25 protein-coding genes are annotated in these 22,754 nt (G+C 47.7%); 10 read left to right on the top strand and 15 right to left on the bottom strand.

Going from position 1 to position 22,754, the window contains the following annotated elements; all coding sequences use genetic code 11:
- Positions 1 to 85: 85 nt before the first annotated feature.
- The 9 genes from ACJJI0_RS09220 to ACJJI0_RS09260 all read right to left on the bottom strand — a co-directional run bounded on the left by ACJJI0_RS09220 (position 86) and on the right by ACJJI0_RS09260 (position 6,506).
- Positions 86 to 337 carry a hypothetical protein gene (locus tag ACJJI0_RS09220; RefSeq protein WP_444885627.1) on the bottom strand — a complete coding sequence of 84 codons (252 nt, stop codon included), beginning with the start codon at positions 335 to 337 and terminating at the stop codon, positions 86 to 88.
- Positions 338 to 406: 69 nt separating this feature from the next.
- Positions 407 to 1,033 carry a hypothetical protein gene (locus ACJJI0_RS09225; RefSeq protein ID WP_444885628.1) on the bottom strand — a complete coding sequence of 209 codons (627 nt, stop codon included), beginning with the start codon at positions 1,031 to 1,033 and terminating at the stop codon, positions 407 to 409.
- A 78-nt stretch (positions 1,034 to 1,111) separates the two neighbouring features.
- Complete coding sequence (locus ACJJI0_RS09230; RefSeq protein WP_444885629.1) at positions 1,112 to 1,669, bottom strand: hypothetical protein; 558 nt, start codon at positions 1,667 to 1,669, stop codon at positions 1,112 to 1,114.
- Positions 1,670 to 1,781: 112 nt separating this feature from the next.
- Positions 1,782 to 2,369, bottom strand: coding sequence for a GNAT family N-acetyltransferase (locus tag ACJJI0_RS09235; RefSeq protein WP_444885630.1), 588 nt, complete (start codon positions 2,367 to 2,369; stop codon positions 1,782 to 1,784).
- A gap of 584 nt (positions 2,370 to 2,953) precedes the next feature.
- Positions 2,954 to 3,445 carry a DUF2199 domain-containing protein gene (locus tag ACJJI0_RS09240; RefSeq protein ID WP_444885631.1) on the bottom strand — a complete coding sequence of 164 codons (492 nt, stop codon included), beginning with the start codon at positions 3,443 to 3,445 and terminating at the stop codon, positions 2,954 to 2,956.
- A 20-nt stretch (positions 3,446 to 3,465) separates the two neighbouring features.
- Positions 3,466 to 4,557 (bottom strand): DUF4062 domain-containing protein, encoded by a 1,092-nt coding sequence (locus ACJJI0_RS09245; RefSeq protein WP_444885632.1) that lies wholly within the window; start codon positions 4,555 to 4,557, stop codon positions 3,466 to 3,468.
- A gap of 80 nt (positions 4,558 to 4,637) precedes the next feature.
- Positions 4,638 to 5,174 (bottom strand): DUF3859 domain-containing protein, encoded by a 537-nt coding sequence (locus ACJJI0_RS09250; RefSeq protein WP_444885633.1) that lies wholly within the window; start codon positions 5,172 to 5,174, stop codon positions 4,638 to 4,640.
- A gap of 96 nt (positions 5,175 to 5,270) precedes the next feature.
- Positions 5,271 to 5,579 (bottom strand): immunity 53 family protein, encoded by a 309-nt coding sequence (locus tag ACJJI0_RS09255; RefSeq protein ID WP_444885634.1) that lies wholly within the window; start codon positions 5,577 to 5,579, stop codon positions 5,271 to 5,273.
- 489 nt (positions 5,580 to 6,068) lie between these two features.
- A complete protein-coding gene (locus ACJJI0_RS09260; protein ID WP_444885635.1) occupies positions 6,069 to 6,506 on the bottom strand; it encodes a hypothetical protein in 438 nt (145 codons plus the stop codon).
- Between the two features lie 1,177 nt (positions 6,507 to 7,683).
- Between ACJJI0_RS09260 and mutS the strand changes: the two genes are divergently transcribed.
- The 4 genes from mutS to ACJJI0_RS09280 all read left to right on the top strand — a co-directional run bounded on the left by mutS (position 7,684) and on the right by ACJJI0_RS09280 (position 11,799).
- On the top strand, positions 7,684 to 10,344 hold the full coding sequence (mutS, locus tag ACJJI0_RS09265) for a DNA mismatch repair protein MutS (protein WP_444885636.1): 2,661 nt from the start codon (positions 7,684 to 7,686) through the stop codon (positions 10,342 to 10,344).
- Between the two features lie 137 nt (positions 10,345 to 10,481).
- On the top strand, positions 10,482 to 10,805 hold the full coding sequence (gene fdxA, locus ACJJI0_RS09270; protein WP_252085117.1) for a ferredoxin FdxA: 324 nt from the start codon (positions 10,482 to 10,484) through the stop codon (positions 10,803 to 10,805).
- 66 nt (positions 10,806 to 10,871) lie between these two features.
- A complete protein-coding gene (locus ACJJI0_RS09275; protein ID WP_444885637.1) occupies positions 10,872 to 11,540 on the top strand; it encodes a polysaccharide deacetylase family protein in 669 nt (222 codons plus the stop codon).
- Positions 11,541 to 11,631: 91 nt separating this feature from the next.
- Entirely contained in the window at positions 11,632 to 11,799 is a 168-nt protein-coding gene (locus tag ACJJI0_RS09280) for a DUF1328 domain-containing protein (protein WP_252085115.1), read from the top strand.
- Between the two features lie 44 nt (positions 11,800 to 11,843).
- On the opposite strand, the gene ACJJI0_RS09285 is transcribed toward ACJJI0_RS09280, so the two are convergent.
- A complete protein-coding gene (locus tag ACJJI0_RS09285; protein ID WP_252085114.1) occupies positions 11,844 to 12,386 on the bottom strand; it encodes a carboxymuconolactone decarboxylase family protein in 543 nt (180 codons plus the stop codon).
- A gap of 85 nt (positions 12,387 to 12,471) precedes the next feature.
- On the opposite strand from ACJJI0_RS09285, the gene dinB reads away from it, so the two are divergent.
- From dinB to ACJJI0_RS09310, 5 genes are all read left to right on the top strand, one after another.
- Entirely contained in the window at positions 12,472 to 13,551 is a 1,080-nt protein-coding gene (dinB, locus tag ACJJI0_RS09290) for a DNA polymerase IV (protein ID WP_252085113.1), read from the top strand.
- Between the two features lie 443 nt (positions 13,552 to 13,994).
- Entirely contained in the window at positions 13,995 to 14,516 is a 522-nt protein-coding gene (locus tag ACJJI0_RS09295; RefSeq protein ID WP_444885638.1) for an RNA polymerase sigma factor, read from the top strand.
- Positions 14,517 to 14,529: 13 nt separating this feature from the next.
- The gene (locus tag ACJJI0_RS09300) at positions 14,530 to 14,979 is read left to right on the top strand and encodes a hypothetical protein (RefSeq protein WP_444885639.1); all 450 of its coding nucleotides are present in this window, start codon (positions 14,530 to 14,532) and stop codon (positions 14,977 to 14,979) included.
- Between the two features lie 71 nt (positions 14,980 to 15,050).
- Positions 15,051 to 15,599 (top strand): hypothetical protein, encoded by a 549-nt coding sequence (locus ACJJI0_RS09305; RefSeq protein WP_444885640.1) that lies wholly within the window; start codon positions 15,051 to 15,053, stop codon positions 15,597 to 15,599.
- A gap of 492 nt (positions 15,600 to 16,091) precedes the next feature.
- Positions 16,092 to 16,856 (top strand): transporter substrate-binding domain-containing protein, encoded by a 765-nt coding sequence (locus tag ACJJI0_RS09310; protein WP_444885641.1) that lies wholly within the window; start codon positions 16,092 to 16,094, stop codon positions 16,854 to 16,856.
- A 162-nt stretch (positions 16,857 to 17,018) separates the two neighbouring features.
- Here ACJJI0_RS09310 and ACJJI0_RS09315 read toward each other — a convergent pair whose 3' ends face one another.
- The 5 genes from ACJJI0_RS09315 to ACJJI0_RS09335 all read right to left on the bottom strand — a co-directional run bounded on the left by ACJJI0_RS09315 (position 17,019) and on the right by ACJJI0_RS09335 (position 21,637).
- Positions 17,019 to 17,795, bottom strand: a complete 777-nt coding sequence (locus ACJJI0_RS09315; RefSeq protein WP_444885642.1) for an SDR family NAD(P)-dependent oxidoreductase — start codon at positions 17,793 to 17,795, stop codon at positions 17,019 to 17,021.
- Between the two features lies 1 nt (position 17,796).
- On the bottom strand, positions 17,797 to 18,573 hold the full coding sequence (locus ACJJI0_RS09320) for an SDR family oxidoreductase (RefSeq protein WP_444885643.1): 777 nt from the start codon (positions 18,571 to 18,573) through the stop codon (positions 17,797 to 17,799).
- 70 nt (positions 18,574 to 18,643) lie between these two features.
- A complete protein-coding gene (locus ACJJI0_RS09325; protein WP_444885644.1) occupies positions 18,644 to 19,699 on the bottom strand; it encodes a phosphotransferase in 1,056 nt (351 codons plus the stop codon).
- On the bottom strand, positions 19,692 to 20,924 hold the full coding sequence (locus tag ACJJI0_RS09330; RefSeq protein WP_444885645.1) for an acyl-CoA dehydrogenase family protein: 1,233 nt from the start codon (positions 20,922 to 20,924) through the stop codon (positions 19,692 to 19,694). Before ACJJI0_RS09330 ends, ACJJI0_RS09325 begins: the two co-directional genes overlap by 8 nt.
- A 35-nt stretch (positions 20,925 to 20,959) precedes the next feature.
- Positions 20,960 to 21,637, bottom strand: coding sequence for a histidine phosphatase family protein (locus ACJJI0_RS09335; RefSeq protein ID WP_444885646.1), 678 nt, complete (start codon positions 21,635 to 21,637; stop codon positions 20,960 to 20,962).
- Positions 21,638 to 21,745: 108 nt separating this feature from the next.
- Here ACJJI0_RS09335 and ACJJI0_RS09340 point away from each other — a divergent pair, with 108 nt between their 5' ends.
- Positions 21,746 to 22,639, top strand: coding sequence for a LysR family transcriptional regulator (locus ACJJI0_RS09340; RefSeq protein WP_444885647.1), 894 nt, complete (start codon positions 21,746 to 21,748; stop codon positions 22,637 to 22,639).
- The last annotated feature ends 115 nt before the right edge of the window (positions 22,640 to 22,754 follow it).

Below are 22,754 nucleotides of genomic sequence, written 5' to 3' on the forward strand. Positions count from 1 at the left end.
GGCGGTTGTTTTGCGGTTTTTTGCAAAACAAGTGACCGTTTTGCAAGTCCGTTGCCGGCCCTTGTTAAGTGCATAATTTAAACAGTTATTCATAATATGAAATGTCTAGCAATGAACTCGGTGCCTTTAGTTTGATATAGTCCGCTTCCATAGCCAATAGATGAATTTCTTTCTTGGAGAGTATTCTCTCATATAGGGCTTGCGCAGCGATTTTTTTGTGCTCAATAGGCAACTCAATACCATCGTCCATTTCAGTAAAAATCCTAAGCATTGACTCTTTTTCTGCTTCTACTTTTTCTGCATCAAAGGTCACAATTACTGATCGTTCATCTTCCATAAATTGACTTACTCAAGCACTTAACGCAGTAAGCACCGGAGAGCGAAGCGAGTCCGGTACCTTGCTTTGTTATACCTGCTTTGTGAAAGTTTCTAACAAGCGATTGAAAATTTGGTACTCTCTGTTTTTTACAGTTTCTTCGGATGGGTTATACATACCATCAAAGGACCTAGAAATATCGGCCTCGACCACATAGTACCCTTGGTTAAGGTATACCACCCCACACAAAAGCCACTGAGATGGCCCCATTTTGAAGGCTACGTAAAAACCTTTATTGCCATTAATCTCGATTTCAGTGTTCACGAGCTGCTCCGCCGTGTGAACCTCCCGATAGGGCTGCATTTTGGTTAATTGATTAAACAGACCTTCCGAATGTTTAGATATATCGTCAATAGAAGGAGCATTAACTAATGTGACATGATAATAATTAATATCAAACGCAGCTGGCCCAAACACTACCTTTGTGTACTTTTCTTCCTGGTGTTCGTGAACCTTTGTGTACGTCCACTCGTATCCATCAATGCTTGGAGGATGCGGCAAGCCCACCTGAAACACACGACCCTCGGCAATATACATATCGCCTTCGACCTCTCCTTCTAGAAACTTTGGCGCTGGTACAAGGCCTCCAATAATTCCTCCCGTTCCAGAACACGCTGTTACAAACACGCACAAGAAAAAAAGAACGACTTTTTTCAATTTAGTTCTCCTTTGTTTGAAGAGGTATAACGCCCAAAGCAGCGCGGCGACGCTTGCGGCGTCCGCTGCCTTTACTGGTTATGTGCTGATTGCCGTAATACACTCTTCTCTGGCCTTCCAAATCTCTTCAAATTCAGATTCACCATATTCATTCCGAATGTACTCTTTATGAAATTCCTGCTTTTCCTCACCAATTCCACTTGGTTCGACGACTTTCTCAGAGAAGAAGTCGTTTATCACTTCATCGGCTTCAATTCCGTATCGTGTCAGATCCACTCTAACGCCTTGATAGCTAAGATAGCAATGAGCCTCTGGAATAAACTCAAAGCCATATTCAGTCAAGACATTACCAACACCAGGAGTGTTGGCTTCAGTCATGGGGTAAATACCAACAACTAAATCAATGCTGATTTCCAACTCATCGGCTAGCTCCTTTAATAAAGCGTGCTTTGTACTGCATGCACCCTGGCCTTCGGTTAAAATAAGCCTCCAATTAGCTCTATCGCTCGTTCTACCGTAAGGTAATTTCCATACATACTCGCACGCCTCATGAAAACTCGACAATCCAAGCTTACTAAAAGCTTGAGACAGCTCACCGGCTTCTGATAAATTCCTATTTGGTAGAGATTCGTACATAAAATTTCTCACTACACATAATGCCGTGATATGCGGCGGGCACTGCAAAGCGACAACCGTCCGATGGAGGCCCACAGGGCCGGAACAAACATCATCACCTTGTCATATGGTTTTATATTTCAGCCTTCATGAGCAAACAGCCACCTTTATGAGGAATAAGCTCATGTGACTCCAATTTGATATTTTTTACTACTCTAAATCCTTGGGTTTTATAAAGGCCAATAGCTCGAATATTGTCAGCAAACACAATGAGACTAAGTTCATTGTAACCGTCATTACTTGCTTTTTCTTTTGTATGATTTATCAATGATTTACCAACACCCAATCTTCGATACGATTCTTCAACACACATAGCATCGAGAAAATAGCTTCCTTCAACTCTACTGGTATAAAACTCTCTGAACCTTTCAATTCGATTAGCTGGTAAAAAGTTTGTTAATTCTTCAGTTATACCGTGATAGTGCGCCGGATATGAGAGGGCCATTCCGATAATTTTTTGATCAATTTCAGCCACAATAGCACTGCGAAAAGTATGAGGGTAAACGTCTTGTTCTAATCCATCACAAAGTAGCTGCAAAGCAGAACAACCCGGTATCAAATTGTGAAAAAGATATTCAACTGCACCGTCAGATGCCAAGTAATCAAGTTCAGCTATACGTTGACAGTCTACTTTAGTTCCTTGCTTATAATTTACGTTCATTTTTCATACCCTGAACATTTTTGATTAGTGGCACCGCCATATAATGCCCCATTAAGCGGCGGGCGCAAGCTGTTCTATACTTTTGACTACAGCTTGTGACTGTCTGACTTCAACGGCTTGTTATGTGCTTTACGCCAGATGACCACCAATACTAACTCCTAAGACAAATGCCGTTAATGAAGACGCAGCAAAGATATATAATACCCAATTTGGCCAGATAGAATAAATGTATCGACCAGACCCTGGATCAAATTTAGTGTACCAATTCGTTTTATAACTGCCGCTTCTACAATCACTTACAACACTAAAGAACAACAACATGAAAAGCACCTGAACAAACCACCAATAAAATGACTTAACATCAAAACTAAAAAACTCTAACCCCGAAAAAAGCCCTAAACAAACTAAAACAAATGGGGCCACAAAATCGTAAAATAATGATACAAAATTAACCTATTTCATTGATTATATATTCAGCATTAATATTGCTGGCTATCGATAAAAACACATAACGCCCAAAGCAGCGGCGCGCGTTAGCGCGTCCAGCCCGAAGGGCGATGCTGCCTTTACTTGTTAGCAGTTGATCAGTGCGCCATAACTTGATGAACGATTTCATGAACACGCTCCATTGTGATGCCTGACTGCTGCTCTAGTGATAGTGGGTGCTCTGTGGGCTCAAGCGATATTAGCGGAACTTGGCCAACGGCTTGAGACTGAACGCTAGTTTTTAGGTGCAGAGTATCTGGATAGCATGGTAGAGATGTTGATAGCCAGCCAAAATATGGCTCACAGTTTTCCCTACCCTCGGATTCCCAGTTCTCACTCATGTGTGCAAAGCTTGCCTCACTTAAGGACACCCAAACCGACCAGATAAATACCTCTTCACTATCAGTAACTGGAAGCTCAATATGGCCACGCACAAAATAGTGCTCTCCGTCGACGATACATTGGTCTGCATTCTCAGCCACACGCTCATCAAACTCTTCGGGAGGCACAATAAGTGCGGCCGGTGAACCGCTGCCAAAACACATTGGCACTTCGGCTAGATCACAGTTACATACTTTACATTTACTCATGGCTTAAGACTGCTAACGCCTCAAGAAGAGGCGCGCGCTTTTTGCACGTCCTTCTTGCTTGACTTGTTAAGGCTTTTTACATAAGCCATGATAATTTCCCGCTTATCTTCAATTGACAGCCTTATATATGAAGAGAACTTCTCCTCCATATTGCTAATCACCTGCAGTTCCGAATTGGTTAAATCTCCATCAATATCAGCAACCAGTCGCTTACTTGGTTTGTAACCTAAAGCATCAGTGGTACGACCATCTTTATCTTGGATATCATGAATATATGAGAAGCTCTCTAGGGAGAGGATAAAATCAACCCAACTTCCAGAGGCGAATGAGACTAGGCTTTCAACAGCAAAAGCTGGAATAAATTTATCGACCTCTATTTTATCCGAAATATAGTCAAAAAATTCTTTTGCACTACTTATATCTTCAATAGTACTAATTACATTATCTGCATGAGCTGTATCTACCTGTCTATAAATAGTTTTTACAAGCTCTTCAATTTTTCTGGAGGCGACTGTAAGGTTCGAGACCGCATCATTAGTACTCTTTAATTGAGAGCCAATATTTCTTTCGCTTAGAAAGCCAAAAAACATACCTGCGAGCTGCTTCCGAAGATAAACCTCAATGTCTTTAGCATATGTAAATCCAAAAAAACCATTGTTTGTATCAGAAAGCCTAACCTGATCGATAAAATTAAATATATTCTTTGCATGATCTTGGTTTTCAATAGACGGATAGGTTATTTCTTCCGCAAAATCTTTGCTCTTATTCTTCTGATAAAAGTTATGATCACTTAACACCCCTTCTTTAACAAAGGTAAAGACAGGTATTCCTAGCTCTTTTGCCGCTATGAATTCTGCATTGGTAATTGATTTATCAGGATCAATTTTATGTTTCCCACCAAATCGCCCACCAATGATCAGTATAAAGAGTTGGCAGTTAGATATTTCATTTATACACGATTCGTGTGTATGTAAATCTGGATGGTAGAAAACATCGCCTCTCTCACTAAGAGATGTTTCAAACCCAAAGCTTTCAGAGAAACTAACAAGCCTATCTCTCACTTCTGATAGGTCATAACATGTTGAACTGATGAACACTCTTGGTACTGCCATTTGTAATCCTTAATTGCTTATTCCGTGTGACCTTAACGCTCAGCTCAAGCGCGCGTTTACGCGTCGCTTGCAGCACTTTGTTAAATTTTGTGGCACGATGATAGATCTAAGTAGTTGTCTCCCGAGACATTGAATTCTTGAATTATCTCAGTGCCTTCTGCTTTTACTGTAATACTCCAGTGACCTGGCTTTAGCTCATTGACGCCTTCAAAAGTAAATAGGGCTCCACCTACGTGCCCACCCTGTGAATAGTGAGATGTGTCTGACTCCCAGATGTCTAGCGACGAGCGGCTGCCAGAACTGCTAATTATTTCAGGATGTGAGGTTTCTACCACTACAGGGATATCTGTATGAGATTCGGGATAACCTTTAATCTTATAGTAGACCCCAAATGTCACACCTAGCTTCATAGGTATTTCTTTTGAAGTACAAACTATGGATGGATCTGAGATTGAACGAACGCCGCTTGTCGAGTTGGGGTCATTGATATACTCAATTTCCCGTTGGTTGGCTAGAAAAACGCCTGCATGTATTAGCTCCAGATTAGATTCTTTGTCATAGGTTTTGATCGAGCTACACCCAGCTAGCAACAAGGACAAAACTACAATTATTCGCATGATCTTCCTTAAATTTAACACCCCGCACAGGGGCAGACAAAAAAGCGTAGCGTTTTGGCTGTCCCAGCGACCATCGGGAGCGATTGCTGCGGCTTGTTAAGCATTTTTTACCCACTTTAGAAAGAGCTTTATCAGCTCGCTTAGTTTGTGAGGGCCACCATAGCCAACAAACTTACCGCCTTCTAATTTTGTAATAATCCAGTCGTTCCTACTCGCTTCGGCGTCATCACCTACACCGTAGGAAAAACCTTCATATTTCTTTTCTTCTATATCTGTATCGGTGATGTCTACCTTTAGAAACCAGCCTGGATTATCAAGAGTACCGATTTCAATGCCATAGGTATGTTCCCAGTCCTCATTGCACTGAGAAAAATACCATTCTTCAAGTTCTTTGAGAGCTTCCATGTTTTTGATGCTTAACGCCCACAAAATGTGCATAGCGTTGGGCGCCCCGCGGAGGCCCGAAGGGCCGTAGCATACTGCTTGCATTTGTTATGTTGTTTACGGAGCTATGGGGCGATAGCACAATCTGCCTCTTTGCCTTCATAACGCCACCCAACAATTACCCGAGAGGATGGTTCATACTCATAAAAGTATCTACAGCTGGCTCGAAATTTGTACTCATTTTCAATGTTCCCTCCGGGCAGCTCTACAGCTCTAACAAATCGGTCTTTTCTAGCCCAGTTGTGAGGATCGTCAATGCTTTCTCCAACCGCGCTACTCATATGAGATTGGAAGTTTTCATGTAAGTCGAGCGCACATGCTGTGGCCAATAATATCGAAAGACTTAAAAGTAAAAATCGCATTGAAATTGCTACTCTTCACATAATGGCAACATAACGCCAAGCTCACCCGCGGAAGCGCGATAGCGCCGGAGTCGGGTGCAGCTTCTTGTTAACCCTTTTTATTTGAAACATGACTTTGAATTTGGTCAGCAATGTCTGCGTAAACTGACTTTAACTTATTTGGGTCCAGTGTTGATTGAAACTCAATAATCAGGCCCTCGAATCCATTTTGCGTTGTGCTAATAACGAGTTCCATTGACGTGTTTTCTTGGAACTGATGTAAGTCTATGCCCGCTTTTGCAAGTTCTGAGCTTAATTGTGCCTCGTTGAGAGAGAAGCTCCCCAATTTTTCTTGTAACTCCTGAGCGCTAGAAACTGACAACTCGTTTGCAGAAATCGTGTAATCAAATCCTCGTGTTACAGCTGGCTCTATGATGCCGCTCTTTACAGCGGCATAGATAAGTAAGATGACGAGTACAGTGCCATTAGCGAATTTGGAAAGCTTTGACTTTCCAAGTGTAATGAATGGTTTTCTTTCTTGAGCCATTACTTTCCTCGTTGGGTTAACGCCCGGCTAAGCGGCGAGCTGCGCAGCAGCGAGTCCGGCAGGCGCAGCCTGCGTACTTGAGCCGCTTGTTATGATTTTGGGGCATCAACACGCTTCTTTTTCGATTTTTTACAGAAATACAACACCGCACTTCTTAGCACTGCGTAGAAGCATATAACTGATCCGATAAAGCACGGGACAAAGAGCAATAGAATTCCACCTATATACCCCATATATGCGAAGACTCCAAGCAGAAAACCGATGAAAATTTCGGTTACCACTGACTCCCAATCTACGGAATCATTTAACTCAACCGTCTTAGCTCCGTAGTGCCTTAATCCTATTCTTTGTATCTTTCTAGGCATAAAAAATCATAACAGTTAATTCAAAAGCAGCGTCTAGATATCACCCTTCTATATAATTCTGCTGTCCTCAATCAAAGCCAACTTAAAAACCTAGTAAAGTCAAAAAACTACATTGAGTGTCACAAAATAAAACAGGTAGATATATAGCAGCGTCTTTATAATTCCACGTTATCCCTGCTTTATATCACTTTTCACATCCGTTAAAAATCAACAAGTTATAGAATTTTCCCTAGAAATAGGAGAAGCGTCTTTTGAATTCTGATATACGAAGCAGGGCTTAGCTATCAGTACTGTATTTCACCAACCTACTATGCACACATGTCCTAACTGGAAGGATGCACTACCACGTAGAAAATTGGCTTTCTCAGTACACGGTCTTGAAGAGTCGGGTACCCCCCTTGAAAAATTCAACAACAGTTTTTTTGGAGCAAAGAAAAGTGAAAGCCCTTACCTCAAAAGCAACACATCCCACTTCTTTATTAAAGTTCTCATAAAATCACAGGGTCGCTATTAGCCATCTCTCCAGCGGTTGATAAGCCATCCATAGTGGTTTGTCCTCCACTCTGCTATTCTGCGCCCCCTATAAAGAAGCTCTTCGAACTTTGGCCTGGACCTTTCTGTTCAGATCTATCCCGATTGCATGCTTCAAGAACATCAGGTTTGGGCTTGCCGTTCATTATTTGATCGAACGCTTCTGCTCATTAAGCCCCCAGGAAACCTGCCCCCTACCCCAAACTGAGCCGACCGCCACTCCTGCGGGGCTCTTGGGGTTTGCGAACACTTTTGTAACTTACTGATTTTCTTAGAGAAAAATGCCAAAAACCGCAAACAAGACTAAGGCCGCGAAACCCGAACACACCCCCATGATGCAGCAATACATGCGCATCAAGGCCCAGCATCCCCAAGAGCTGGTGTTCTATCGTATGGGGGACTTTTACGAGCTGTTCTTTGATGATGCCAAGAAGGCGGCTGAGCTGTTGGATGTCACTCTTACTGCGCGTGGCAAGTCCGGGGGTGAGCCTATACCCATGGCCGGTATTCCCTACCATGCAGCTGAGGGCTACTTGGCGCGGCTGATTAAAGCTGGTGTTTCCGTTGCCATCTGTGAACAAATCGGTGATCCCGCCACCAGCAAAGGGCCGGTTGAGCGCCAGGTAGTACGTATTGTTACTCCGGGCACGGTCACGGACGAGGCACTTCTCAACGATCGCCGCGATAACCTCCTGGCTGCTATTTCGCACTTGGGCGATGTATTTGGCCTGGCACTGCTGGACCTGGCAACCGGTCGTTTTGTGGTTCAGGAAACAGATTCTCTGGAAGCCCTGGCCGAGCAGGTTCAGCGCCATAACCCGGCTGAGCTACTCGCGCCAGAAGACCTCTCTTTGCCAGTGGAAATTGAACGCCGTGCCGGTGTACGCCGCCGTGCGCCTTGGGAGTTCGAGCTGGAAACCGCCCTGCGCCTGCTCAATCAACAATTTGGCACCATGAACCTGGAAGCCTTTGGTTGCAGTCATATGCACGGCGCCATAGTGGCCGCTGGCTGCCTGCTGCAATATGCACGGGATACCCAGCGCACCGAGCTGCCACACATTCGCGGCCTACACACCGAAAGCGGCAATGAAACCGTGGCCCTGGACGGCGCCAGTCGCCGCAATCTGGAGATTGATCTGAACCTGAACGGTGGCGATGACAATACCCTATTGTCGGTCTTCGATAGCTGTAAAACCGCTATGGGTAGCCGCTTATTGCGACGCTGGTTCAACAACCCCCTGCGCCAGCTAACCACCTTGCGCAACCGCCAGGATGCCATCGCAGCATTAATTGCCGATTATGGCTTTGAGCCTCTGCGTGATGCCCTCAAACCTGTAGGCGATATGGAGCGAATCCTGGGCCGTTTGGCACTGCGCTCTGCACGTCCTCGGGATTTGGCTCGCCTGGGCCAGTCCCTAGCTCAATTCCCGGAAATTCAGCAACAGTTAGCGGAATCTGACGCAACGTTATTGAATGAATTGTGCAGCCAGATCGGCGAGTGGCCTGAAACCGTAGAGCTGCTGCAAGATGCCATTATTGAAAACCCTCCGGTAGTAATTCGCGACGGTGGCGTTATTGCCACCGGCTACGATGAAGAGCTGGATGAGCTGCGCGCTATCAGTGAGAACGCAGGGGATTACCTGGTACAGCTGGAACTGCGCGAAAAAGAGCGCACCGGTATCCCCACATTGAAGGTGGGTTACAACCGGGTCCACGGCTACTTTATTGAAATCAGCCGTGGACAGAGTGACAAGGCACCGGCGGAATATATCCGCCGCCAAACCCTGAAGAATGCCGAACGCTTTATTACTCCCGAATTAAAAGAGTTCGAAGACAAGGCACTTTCAGCCAAAAGCCGCGCCCTGGCGCGAGAGAAGGCCCTCTATGAGGCGCTGATTAATCAACTGAATGAGTCTCTGGCTGAGCTGCAAGCCGCTGCGGCTGGTATTTCTGAATTGGATGTTCTGGCCTGCTTGGCTGAACGTGCCGACAACCTGCGCCTGTGCCGCCCTGAGCTGGGCACCGATCCTGGCCTGCATATCACCGGTGGACGTCACCCGGTGGTGGAACAGGTCTTGGACGAACCCTTTGTCGCCAACGATATCGAGCTGCGCGACGATCGCCGTATGCTGGTCATTACCGGCCCGAATATGGGTGGTAAATCTACCTATATGCGCCAGACTGCGCTGATTGCCCTGCTGGCGCACTGCGGCAGCTATGTCCCAGCAGACAGCGCCCAGATCGGTCTGCTGGATCGCATCTTTACCCGTATCGGCAGTGCCGATGACCTGGCCGGTGGCCGCTCCACCTTTATGGTGGAAATGACCGAGACCGCTAATATCCTGCGCAATGCCAGTGAACACAGCCTGGTACTGATGGATGAAATCGGCCGCGGCACCAGTACCTATGATGGTCTTTCCCTGGCCTGGGCCTGCGCTCATTACCTGGCCGGAGAAGTGCGCGCCTTCACCTTGTTCGCCACCCATTACTTCGAGCTGACCGATCTACCCAATCAATGTGCCGAAGCAGCCAACATCCACTTGGACGCCACAGAGCACGGTGAGGGCATCGTCTTCCTGCATCGCATTCAGGAGGGACCCGCCTCCAAAAGTTACGGTTTACAAGTGGCCAAGTTGGCGGGGATTCCCGCCGATGTACTCACAGAGGCCCGTACTCGCTTGGCGGCCTTGGAGGCCGGCGCCCAGTCAGTAGATGTACCCGTAGTGACTCCCGAGTCAACTCAAGCACCTGAGCAGGCAACGGAAACGACTATAGCGCCAGTACTCTCAGCACCAACTCAAGCTGATTCTCCCCAACAGGTCGATCTGTTCGGCAGTCCCAGCCACCCTGCAGTGGATGCGCTGGAGGAGCTGGACCCAGACGATTTGACCCCGCGCCAGGCCCTGGAAGCGCTCTATGCTTTACGCAAGTTATTGAAGTAAAAGGCCGGGCGGCAATTGTCGCCCAGTGCAACTTGTTATAAACAGTGAACTAAATCGACTGAAAAGCCACTACAATTCGCGCCAGTAATTGATAGAATCCGTGCTCGAAAGAATCAGTGCACTATTGAGGGACAATCATGACATTCGTAATTGGGGAAAACTGCATTAAGTGCAAATACACCGACTGTGTAGAGGTTTGCCCGGTAGACTGTTTTTACGAAGGCCCTAACTTTCTAGTGATCCATCCCGACGAGTGTATCGACTGCGCCCTGTGCGAGCCTGAGTGCCCCGCCAATGCGATTTTCTCTGAGGACGAAGTGCCCGATGATCAACAGGAATACATCGAGTTGAATGCCGAACTCGCCGAGGTTTGGCCAAATATCACCGAGAAAAAAGACCCGCTACCCGATGCCGAAGAGTGGGATGGCAAGAAAGGCAAGCTCGACCTTCTCGAGCGATAGCAAAGCACAAAAAGCCGTCTCTGACGGCTTTTTTCTTTTCTGGTCCAGATAAAATTGCCGCATTAAATGAGAATAATAATATTTACGGTATCGAGCATTTTCCTATGCCTGTCTCTGGCAGTACTGGCAGAACCCGAAGAGAAAAAACGTATTGCCCTGGCTTTTAGTGGCGGGCCTGTGCCGGGCATAACCGAATCCCTGTTACACCAGCTTGAAGCCCTGCAAATACCCGCAACTTTCTTTCTGGTTGGCAAGGATATGGAGCGTTATCCCAATCAAACACACGCCATAGTGAGTGCCGGCCACCAGGTCGGAAGTCACGGTTACTCCTATGTCGACTTGGCAAATCTACCTTTGAGTAGTGCCAAAGCAGAGATTAAAAAGACCTGTCTGCTTTTACAGCATCATGGCTATCGAGAAAAACCGGCGATCCTGCCCCCTTTTGGACGTATCTCTGAAGAGCTTGGCAGCCTTCTGGCTGCACAAAATTTCGAGTTGGCTCAATGGGACCTGGAGCCTCACCTGCATGTGGATATGAGCAGGCCCGAGCTCATCGCCGACTACATAGTTCAGAATGCCAAAGACGGCAGCGTGGTAATGCTGCACCCAATGTATGAGCATGGTAAGGAGGTGGCAGCAGCACTGCCTCTCATCCATGCACAGACCACGAAACAGGGGTTTTACTTTGTTAGCCTGGATAAGGTCACAGATACTGGCGGTGATAGAAATTTGTAATTACCGACTCCATTCACTACCAATTAAGAGGTTGGGAGTCTGCCCCCCAAAGTTTTGCAACCGGTTCCCTCTATCTTAACTGGAGACCACTATGCTACGTTGGGCCATTATTTTCCTGGTTATTGCACTGATAGCCGCATTTTTCGGTTTCAGTGGTATCGCCACCACAGCGACAGAAATCGCTAAAATCCTCTTCTTCATCTTTATTGTGCTTTTTGTCCTGACATTGATTTTTGGCAGGGGCCGGCCACCCAAGTAGCACCCTTGCGCTATACAAGATTTAACCCCGGTAATTCACCGGGGTTATTTTTGGTGGGGCGTTCTGGTTGGTACCAGGTCCAGCACTTCTGCCAGGTGGTTGAAGCCCAGCACCAGCTCCATAACCCCCAAGGCTTCCAATAACTCATCATCCCCCGCTCCCAGCTTGCGTGCCTCAGCGATCAGGTGCTGCCGGTGATCGTCTGGGGATGTATTGGCGTTGCGAGCAAGGTCAAACAGTGCATGCTCCTTCTCGGAAAAGTGCACATTCTTTGGGTCTGTGCGAATACGCATGACTTCATCGGGGGTTACCCCGAGCATTTGCAGGGAGGTACTGTGGTGGTAAATGCCATAGTCGCAGTGATTATCCGCAGAGACCGCCAAGCCAATAGCCTCCTTCAGCTGGGCGGAAAGACAGCCGTGTAACATCACTGCCTTGAACTTCTGCCAATTAGCTAGCAGCAGTCCTTGGTGGTGGGCATAAATCCTAAACAGGCTGGGAATCCCACCCAGCTCATCCTGAATTTCTGCAAATACCCTGATGGCTTCATCTGAATCAGGGGTCTCCACTAAAGGAATGCTACTCATCATTCACCTATCCGTTGTCAAACCGGCTCTGTCTAACGGCAGAAATAACTTCCTGGCGCCATAAAACACTGTATATAATCACAGCATGAGAAAGATTATCCACTGCGACTGTGATTGTTTTTACGCTTCGGTCGAAATGCGAGACGATCCCAATCTTCGCGGGCGCCCACTCGCCGTAGGTGGTAGCAGTGACCGCCGCGGTGTAATCTCCACATGCAATTATGAAGCTCGCAGTTACGGCGTACGCTCCGCCATGCCAACCGCCCAGGCCAAAAAACTCTGCCCTGACTTGATTGTAGTACCCGGCAACATGGCCAAATACCGTGAAGTCAGTCAGCAGATCCGCGAAATTTTCCTCGATTACTGTGACGATATTGAGCCCCTTTCGCTGGATGAGGCTTTTCTAGATGTCAGTAATAGTGGGCGCTGCCACGGTAGCGCTACATTAATGGCGGAGGAGATCCGCCAAAGAGTGAGAGAGACCCTTGGCATTACGATCTCAGCCGGCGTCGCCCCAAACAAGTTCCTGGCCAAGATCGCCAGTGACTGGCGTAAACCCGATGGACTCACGGTAATCACGCCAGAGGAAGTAGATCAATTCGTATTGCGTTTACCGGTGAACAAAATCCATGGTGTGGGCCGAGTAACAGCAGAGAAAATGCACCGCCAAGGAATTCACACCTGTGCCGACCTCAGGCGCTATTCCCAGGTGGAGTTGAGTAAAACCTTTGGGAAGTTTGGGCGCCGTCTCTATGAACTGAGCCGCGGCATCGACGATCGCCCAGTGAGTGGAGATGGCTCTCGCAAAAGTGTCAGTGTGGAGCGCACCTTTAACAAGGATCTCTGTGAGTTTAACGAATGGTTGGAGGAAATGACTCACCTGTATACGCGACTGCTGGAACGCCTGGAAAAACTCGGCGATCGATATGAAGTTAATGGCGCCACCGTAAAGGTAAAATATGCTGACTTTTCCCAGAGTACTCATGAACGCAATAGTCGCGCAGGTCGAATTTCTGAATTTCGCCAGTTACTGCAGGAATGCTGGGATAAACGATCGACTCCCATTCGCCTGCTTGGCGTAGGTCTGAGGCTAACAGATCTGCGCGCCGAACACGGTCCCTTACAACTGCCTCTACCACTGCCGGATTTGCCGACACACCACTAACCGGGAGACTTCTCAAGCAAATTATTTTTATAAATAGTTTGCCCTGCCCCCGCAGAACCGGTCGCATTTTTTCTGTCATATTTTCAAACAAAGCGAACATCGACAATTTTAAAGAAAGCACTCTTTATTAAGAGAATTTTTGAGTAAAAAAATTCATTGCGCGCCAATTATCCCTCAGAAAAAGGTTTAAAGCGCCAAACGACCGTTCATCAAGTTATGGCGTTACCCGTTACCCTCTGTAAGCCCTGGCTAAGCAGGGGCATCTATACTTCGCAGGCCAAGAGAACTTGGGCGGATCTAAAAGCAATAGGCACCCAAAGTTGTTCACTTGGATAAAAAATTTAATGTCTAAACCGACTACAATTTTTATGATCAACGACGCATAAATCCAGACCTAAGCCACCTCTGGCTTTCGGGTTCACTGCGTACGGAGGCACAACACTTTGTCTCGCAAAGCGTTCCAACAATTTTCTGATGAAAAACTGCTCGAGCATTACCGGGAGAAACGCAGTCTTGCTGTATTTGAGCCACTGTATAACCGCCACAAAGACGCTCTCTATCGCTACTGCGTACAAATGGCACCCTCTTCAACCACACAGTTGCTACAGGCCCTGTGGGAAAATATCTTACAGAACCCTCCGCAACTTAATGGCCGGCTATTTAGAAACTGGCTGTTTATTCAAGTCAACAAAGCTCTGCGGGAACACGTAGACAGCACTACACAATCTGAGGCATTAACCAGTGAGAGTAAGGTTGTCGCAGCTATTCAAAAACTCCCCAAGCTTCAGCGCAACGTATTGCTACTGCATATGGAGTGCAAACTCTCCCTGGCCTCAGTAGCGGATATAGAGCGTATTTCACTGAAAAAATGTCGAGAGTATTACCAGTTGGCTCGACAACAAATTGAAACCCTGATCTACGGATCTCAAGCAAAACCCTGGCAAGTGGAGGCCATAAAAGAGTGATTGAGGTAGAAGCATGAGTAACTGGGAGCACCAATACCGCGAAGAGGCGTCAGCTTTTACCTCACCGCAACAGTTAGACTGTGGAATCTTATTACAGGCAAAAGGCTATCAACCGAAAAAGGATATAGGCCGAATCTTATCCGGAGCCTCCCTGAGTTGCGCTTTGGTGACCGCTTTTTTAATGTTGGTACATCCGGCACAGCACCTTGGTGCCCGAACCCCCGCTATGACTCAGAATCATGAGATTCAACTAACCACTCAGGAAATTGCTCAGTGGCAACCTCCTCGGCCAGAATCTGAAGTAAAGGAAGACCCATGGCAGACATTACGCAGCCAGGTTAGTGCCGAAAACTATGTTGCTCTTTGCCAAGAATGGCGCCAACAACAAAATAATATTGCGGAACCGGTCTTACCCCGAGAACTGCGTAAGGCAGCGCAGAAACGCTGTCGGATTCTGCCATAGAAACAGTAGCTCTCTTACCAGTGTGCTACGTCTATTTCTACACTTAAGCATCAGTGTCGTTGCAGTGCAAAATGACACTTATAAACAATAAAGTTACAAAGAGTGAGCTGGCCGTGGTGGGCATCTATGGCGCGGGTGGCTCCAATGCCGGTGATAACCAAGCTTTGAGGGCTTGGGTAACCGAAATGGGCGGGGCCATGTTCGGTCCAACTGAAAAAAGTAGAGCCCGGGATTTTCTAGTGGGGGCATCTCTACAGCAGAAGCACTTATTACTGCTTGGCTACAGCCGTGGGGGAACCACGGCCATCAACCTGGCCAATTTACTCGGTCGCAAAGGCATATCCCTAAACCACCTGATAATCTTCGATGCACATAGTGTCTTCGATAATAGAATTTTTTATCTCAGATATGACAATGTTCAGCAAGCGATCAATTTTCTGCAGAGAAACCCCAGAAGCGCTGGTCGATATGGCTGGTGGGGAACAAATCCCTACTGGGGAAGCCCACTAGTCTCTAACTTTATCAAAGTTCAAGAAATTGACTTTACCGGTGCATTCTTTAGAAAAGGGATGCCGGTTTCCCATTTAAATATCGTGCGTCAATCTCTTGCTTCGCTCTGACTTCTTAAACTCAAAGGCAGCGATAAAAAGTAGCAACAAAAATTCTTTACCCATAAAACTCTAGAGAGAGAACGGAAGGATAACCTACTCATAAACCCCAGCAGTTTTTTCAGCACAAGCAATCACTTAATTTCAACCATCCACTCCCAAACCGGTTTCTTGGCTGCTTCTGGGTTCGTATCAACACATGGTTTACCCATGATTCACTTAGGGAAACAGTTAATTCATCACTGAGCAATCTCCAATCTTCTTACAGAGTCTCTCCCAGCGTATTAAAGACTCCCCATATTCTTTTTGGAAATTAATTTTTACTGGGAATATTCCCTTTAGAGCACTATCTTCATTAATAACTTATTACATCGAAGACTCATATTCCTTTGCCCCCTTTGAAAAAAAGACAAAAACTCCATATCAAACAAAATATTGTCTTTAGCCTAATATATCTACATTACCCTATTAACCTCAGATATCCGCTAAGCAAGTGAAATCAATATGCCATCAAAAATATTATCGCATCTTAGCCTACTCCTGATCTGCTTCGCCTTCTCAAGCCACGCCAAAGAATTGAAAATTGCCATATCTCAGGATGCCCCCCCCTATGTCATCAATCAGGCGAAGAGTGGGTTAGAAGTCGATGTCATCACCCAGTCTCTTCCAGATTACACCATCTCATTTATCCAAATGGGCTGGGGGGAGATTCTTGGAGCAATAGAGCGAGGTATGGCAGAGGCCGAAGCGAATGTACACGGAAACAATGGAGACCTCTATTATTCAAATGACTATATAGCATTTATCAACTACGCAATCAGCCGAAAAAAAGATCAAATTAAAATCAATCAACTAAAGGATCTAGTAGGACACCACGTAATAACCTGGACAGGAGCACACAAGGATCTTGGGCCAGAATTTAGCCAGCTCTTCTCTCCCGGAAAGATAGGTGCAAAGAATTATGTAGAATTAGAAAGCTCTCAAGATCAGGTAAGGGAATTCTGGAGGGAAGACAACTCAATTATAATTATTGATAAAAGTATTTTTTCTTATTTCTCCTCTAAAGATGGCCACTCTATGAATGAGGTCGATATCCATACAATCGTTGTACCTGTTCTGACATTTAAAATGGCATTTAAAAACAAAGTAGACAGAGATGCCTTCAATCACGGTCTCAGACAGCTATGCAATAAAGGAATATACGAAGCTCTCCTAAAGCGATATAGCGTTGCACCAGAAGCCAACATCTGCAAAAACCTTTCGCAATAAACTTGCTTTTAGGATTCTCCATCGCGGACTGGTTTTCATCAACCAAAAAAATATCAGGTTGTGGGCTGTTAACACCTATCTGCCTCCTCCCTTGCTCGGCAATAAATCTTCAGGAGTGGCAGTGCAGGTATTAACAGCACCTATTTTGATCCACCTCAGCTATCAATAAGCCGATAAACCGCCATCCACAGCCAGTGCCTGGCCGGTAACATAAGTCATCTTCGGAGAGAGTAGCATTAACATAGCCGCTACTACTTCTTCCTGCTCACCAAGACGCTTCATCGGACAACCTTCGGCGAGAAAAGCCTGAACCTCTTCCGGGCTGGCCCCTGGGGCCTCCACAGAGGTCACCATTGGCGTCAGGCAATAGAATGGGCAAATGGCATTCACCCGAATACCGTACTTGGCGTTTTCCATTGCTGCAGTTTTGGTCAGCCCAATAACCCCATGCTTGGCGGCAGCATAGGAGGCAATTTTGGGTGCTCCCCCCAGCCCAGCCATAGAGGAAACATTGAGAACCACACCGCCACGATCTTTCATTAATGGCAGCTGGTGTTTGAGACCGAAAAATACGCCCTTCAGGTTTACATTGTATTGATGGTCCATCATCGCTTCGTCAGTCTGCTTCAGGGACATCATCGGCGGAGCGATACCGGCATTATTAACCGCCATATTCAGGCCACCGAACTCAGACTCGGCCAGTCGCACCAGAGCGACACAATCCGCTTCAGAGGAAACATCGCAACGTTGAGCGCGCACCTGGATACCATCACTACCCAGGTCATCAGCGAGTTGCATCAGACCCTCTTCATTAATATCTCCAAGTACCAAGCGCGCTCCGCGAGATCCCAACTCTTTAGCCAGCAGTTTGCCAAAACCACTGGCGGCGCCGGTAATTAGGGCAACCTGGTTGTCGAAATCCAATATTGGATCTTGCATATTAAATTCCCCCACAGGAAGTCATTCCGCCATCCACCACTACGCATTCGCCCGTGGTGTAACTGGAGGCGTTGGAAACTAAGTAGAGTACTGTACCCGCCATCTCCTCAGGCTCGGCGTGACGGTGCATAGGGATATGGCCGATTGCGGTTTTATAAATATCCTCGTGGGTGAAGAGTGCCCCGGCAAACTTGGTTTTGGTCAGCCCAGGCAATAGGGCATTAACACGGATATTGAACTGGGCACACTCCTTGGCAAAGGCTTTGGTCATATTGACTACTGCCGCCTTGGTGATGGAATAGATTCCCTGCCCCACACCAGGCTGCAGGGCATTGACCGAGGCAGTATTCACAATCACACCACCACCCTGCTCACGCATCAACTTGCCCGCTTCCACAGACATGAAGAAATAGCCACGAATATTCACTTCAACCGTTTTTTCAAAAGCCGCGAGGTCGGTATCGAGGATATGACCAAAATAGGGGTTGGTAGCCGCATTGTTAATTAGGATATCCAGCCGCCCAAAGCGTTCGCGGACATCGGAAAACAATTTCTGGATATCTTCCATATTGCCGATATGGCAAGGCACCGCTTCCGCTTTACCGCCGGCATCGACAATCGCATCGGCAACAGCCTGACAGCCTTCAATTTTTCGGCTGGATACCAGCACATGGGCGCCCTGCTCTGCCAAAAGTTTTGCAATTGCCTCACCAATACCCCGGCTAGCACCGGTTACCAGAGCAATTTTTCCGGTGAGATCAAAAAGATTCTTTGCCATTTTTTTATCCTTATCATTTTTCCAAAGCACAATAAAAAGCACAATTAATTGTATCGAGATGACCTTCTAACTAACTCGCCTCGCTGGCAATGCTCATTGCCGTTTGTGCCAGTGGCGCTACCAGGGCGCCGAGGCTGGCCGCATTGCGATTAGAGGCGTTGCCATCCTGTGCGCGTTTGGCCACGCCCTGGACTATCGCCGCTAAACGGAAAAAACTAAACGCTAAATAAAAAGGCCAGTGATCAATGCCCTCAATCCCCATACGCTCACAATACTTGGCCACATAGGCCTGTTCAGAGGGGATACCCAGCGAGGCAATATCCAGCCCCAACAGGCCGGACATCTTGTCACCCCCAGCAGGCATACGCATTTGCATGCACTGATAGGCAAGATCGGCAAATGGGTGGCCCAACGTAGAAAGTTCCCAATCCAGCAGGGCGATCACTTTGGCTTCTTTAGGGTGGAAAATCATATTGTCGAGGCGGTAATCACCGTGTACCAGAGCTATCCGACCATCGTCTTCCGGAAGCGCACTGCCAAGCCATTCAATCAACTCTTCCATCGCCGCAATAGGCTGTGTCTCGGAAGCCCGGTATTGCCCCGTCCAGCGTTCCAGCTGCCGCTGAAAATAGTTTCCCGGGCGGCCGTAATCAGATAACCCCATGGCGTCGATGTTGAGACTATGTAATGCGGCAAGCACCCGATTCATTTCATCGTACATAGCACTGCGCGCAGGAGCATCTGCCTCAGGAATTGCCGCATTCCAGAAAATCCGCCCCTCACAGTATTCCATCAGGTAAAACATGGAGCCGATCAGATCCCGGTCTTCACATAAATGAAAAACTTTGGGCACCGGTACATCGGTATCTGCCAGTGCAGACATAACACGGTACTCACGATCCACTGCGTGAGCAGATTTCAATAGTTTTCCCGGGGGTTGCCGACGCAATACATAGGTATTTGAAGGCGTTTCCAGCTTAAAGGTGGGATTGGATTGACCGCCGGAAAATTTACTGACTTTCAGTGGCCCGGAAAAACCTTCAACATTTGCGCTGAGGTATTCCTGCAACTTTTCCAGCGGCAAAGCTTCCACTGAGTTACGTGACTCCTTTACGGTTTCAGACATGCTCCTCTCCCTGTGCAGTCTCTGCGGCATAACGGGCAGCCAGGTTACGTCCCAGCTGCATCATATGTACTTGGTCTGGTCCATCGGCTAAACGGATAGTCCGCGCGTAAGCATAGTGGTGGGCCAAGCTATAGTCCTGGCTCAACCCTGCCGCACCGTGAATCTGGATAGCGCGGTCAATCACCTTACAGGCCATTTGCGGTGCAACAATTTTAATCATGGCAATCAGGTCTTTGGCCGCTTTATTGCCAAGTCGATCCATTTGCGCCGCAGCTTTTAAAGTTAGCAAACGTGCCTGCTCAATTTCACAGGCAGATCTGGCAATATCCTCCCGCACTGAGCCCTGCTTGCTCATCGGGCGACCAAACACAATACGATTTTCCGAGCGGCCTGCCATCATTTCCAGGGCGCGCTGGGCCTGGCCAATCAGACGCATACAATGGTGAATTCTGCCCGGTCCCAAACGCCCCTGGGCAATTTCAAAACCACGCCCTTCTCCGAAAATCAGATTAGACGCAGGCACCCGAACATTCTCAAAAATCACTTCCGCATGACCTTCCGGAGCATCGTCGTAGCCAAATACCTGCATGGGCCGAATTATTTTTACCCCAGGGGTATCTGTGGGAACCAGGATTTGCGATTGCTGGCGATGCCGATCCGGATTAGTGGGATCGGTCTTGCCCATCACAATCATGACCTTACAGCGCTTATTCATCAGGCCACTAATATAAAATTTATGACCATTAATCACATATTCATCGCCATCGCGCACGATAGAAGTTTCAATATTCGTAGCATCGGAGGAGGCCACCTTGGGTTCGGTCATGGCGAATGCCGAGCGAATATTGCCCTCCAGCAATGGCCTCAGCCAGGTTTCCCGCTGCACTTCCGATCCGTACTGGGTCAGCACTTCCATATTGCCGGTATCCGGGGCGCTGCAATTAAAAATTTCTGAGGCAAATAAGACCTTGCCCATCTCCTCCGCCAAAGGCGCATATTCCAAGTTTGTAAGGCCGGCACCATAGCGGGAATCGGGTAAGAATAAATTCCACAGCTCAGCCTCACGGGCTTTTTCTTTTAAAGCCTCCATAATAGGGGGCTCGCCCCAGGGGTCATCCTGCAACTGCTGTATATAGGTACTCTCAGCGGGATACACATATTCCTGCATAAAGTTTTTGAGCCGCTCCAACAGGCCCTGCACCTTTTCTGAATATTCAAACTCCATGTCTTTTCACCTTTAATTGTGTTGTAGGTTTTAATTCAGCTGTAAGTCACGGAAGTGTGGCGCTCATCTCTCTCCAAATGAGGCACGTGATTAAAACTGTTCAAGCTGAGCCCCTGCCCTGCGCTAGAGAAAAAACGGGTAGTGCCGGTATTCTGTATCTGCATATTGAGTTTGATCACCGACTCGGGGGGACCGCCCAATACCTGCCGCACCATCATGGCAATAGCCCCACCGGAACTGACCACCAGAGTTTTACTGCCTTTGGGGCTATCGCTGATTAAATCCAAAACTTCACGAATGCGATTTTCGAATGCCTGCCAACTCTCTGCCGGTGCAATTTCCCCTGCAGACCAGGCGAGCATGCCCTGCATTAGAAAGCGGTAAAAGTCGGCACGGGGTGCATTGGGGCCGGGGGTAGCTGCGGGTTTTTTCTCACTGTAGAGGCGAGCTACTTCAAGGAAGTCGAACTCATTCAATTGGGGAACCACCGTCAAGTGGCCCTCTAAGCCGATGCCAAGGCCTGCACAGATACCCTCGGTAGTTTGCCGATGACGGCGCAGGCTGCCGCAGAAAATCCGGTCAAACTTCTGGCCAGTGCCCCGCCAGTATTCCCCCAGCCAGCGGGATTGCTGCCAGCCGATATCGGAGAGATTGTCGTAATCATCGGCGCCGAAGGACGCCTGTCCATGGCGCACCACGATTGATTCGGCCACAGCGAGTTCCTCTTTTTATGGAACTCCAACCCTAGTCCTCTCGTTTGAATCATCAAAGTTTATTATGCGAATATATGATCATTCACACTGGTTATGATTGAGGCACAGATGCAGTTGCAAAAAATGGATATGAACCTGTTCTTGGTTCTGGAGGCCATTTATAACTCGGGCAACCTCACCCGAGCCGCTGAGCAGTTGCATATCACCCAGCCGGCAGTGAGTAATGCCCTGGCACGTCTGCGCCGTACCCTGGACGACCCATTATTTATTCGCAGCCCCTCCGGCATGACTCCCACCCCTCTTACGGAGTCCATCATGCCTAGGGTGCAGCAGGCCCTTTCCCTACTGGGCACCAGCCTGAATGAACACCGCCAATTCAACCCCGCCCTGGCACGCAAAACATTGCGACTATCTATGAACGACATGGCAGAAACCCTACTGCTGCCGCCTCTCTTAGAGCGCCTGGAAAAAGAAGCGCCGGGTGTAACAGTAGAGTCATTTCACGTTCCCAGGGATCAGCTTGCCAAGGAACTGGCCGCCAATACATTGGATTTCGCCCTGGATGTCCCTCTGGCAACAGCGCCCCAACTGCAACAACAGCGCCTGCACCAAGACCGCTATCTCTGTATGTTGCGCAATGAGCATCCCTTGGCTGGGGAGTCGAGCCTGACACTGGAACAGTATTTACAACTGGAACATATCCATGTTTCCAGTAGGCGCACGGGTCCTGGCCTGGCGGATATAGCATTGAACAAACTGGGGCGGCGACGCACCATCAAACTGCGTGTACAACACTACCGAGTTGCGCCTTTAATCGTATTACGCACAGATTTAGCTCTGACCGTGCCAGCGAGTCTGGCCAGTCAGTATTCGGCACGCCTATTTGAACTGCCGTTCCAAATACCCCTAATGGACTGGCATCTGTTGTGGCACAAAAATCTACAAGAAGATCCCGCCAATCGCTGGCTGCGAGAGCAACTTCTGGCGGTTTTGGCTGTATAAGTGAACAGAGGAAAATCCCTTTAAAAACAAGCATTTCAGCCAAATGAGAATGGGACGCAAATAGCTTAATAAAACGTCAGGAATTGATCACTGAATTCGACCGGAAAGGTCACTG

It is taken from the genome of Microbulbifer mixtoriginis (SeqCode) (assembly GCF_052466695.1).